The sequence below is a fragment of the Streptomyces inusitatus genome (assembly GCF_014651115.1).
Classification (GTDB): Bacteria; Actinomycetota; Actinomycetes; order Streptomycetales; family Streptomycetaceae; genus Streptomyces; species Streptomyces amakusaensis.
Map to the genome: position 1 here is coordinate 1 of NZ_BMWG01000083.1, position 918 is coordinate 918.

Annotated in this window: 1 protein-coding gene; it reads right to left on the reverse strand. The window is 71.1% G+C overall.

From position 1 onward, the window contains the following. Positions 1–918: 3-dehydroquinate synthase (gene aroB, locus IE247_RS33910; protein WP_190127218.1), on the reverse strand; the 918-nt coding region annotated here is incomplete at both ends.

A 918-nucleotide genomic window follows, 5' to 3' on the forward strand; every position in this document is an offset into this window, starting at 1 on the left:
GTACGCGGCGAGGAGTACGGCGGGGTCGGGGCCTTCCAGGACGGTAGGTTTGGCGAGGCCGTCGAGGACGATGAAGCGGAGCAGGTTGCCCCGGGACTTCTTGTCGACCTTCATCGTCTGGAGGAGTTTGGGCCACTGGTCGCCCCGGTAGGTCAGCGGCAGCCCGACCGACTCCAGGATCGCGCGGTGGCGGTCGGCGGTGGCGTCGTCCAGCCGGCCGGCGAGCCGGCCGAGTTCGGCGGCGAAGACCATGCCGACGGAGACGGCCGCGCCGTGCCGCCACTTGTAGCGCTCGTTCTTCTCGATGGCGTGGGCCAGGGTGTGCCCGTAGTTGAGGATCTCGCGCCGGCCGGACTCCCTGAGGTCGCCGGAGACGACCTCGGCCTTGACCCGGACGGAGCGCTCGATCAGCTCCGCGGTGTGCCGGCCTGCGGGGGTCCGTGCGCCCCGGGGGTCGGCCTCGACCAGGTCCAGGATCACCGGGTCGGCGATGAAACCGGCCTTGATGATCTCGGCCAGGCCGCTGACGTAGTCGTTGACGGGCAGCGAGTCCAGGGCGGCCAGGTCGCACAGGACCCCGGCGGGCGGGTGGAAGGCCCCGACGAGGTTCTTGCCCTCGGCGGTGTTGATGCCGGTCTTCCCGCCGACGGCCGCGTCGACCATGCCCAGCACGGTGGTGGGCACCGCGATCCAGCGCACCCCCCGCAGCCACGACGCCGCGACGAAACCCGCCACATCGGTCGTCGCACCGCCGCCGACACCCACGATGACATCGGTACGGGTGAAGCCGGTCTGGCCGAGCGCCTTCCAGCAGTAGGCGGCGACCTCGACGGTCTTGGCCTCCTCCGCGTTGGGCAACTGGATCGCGATGGCCTCGTACCCCTGGCCCGCGAGATCCTCGCGGATCGCCTCACCGGT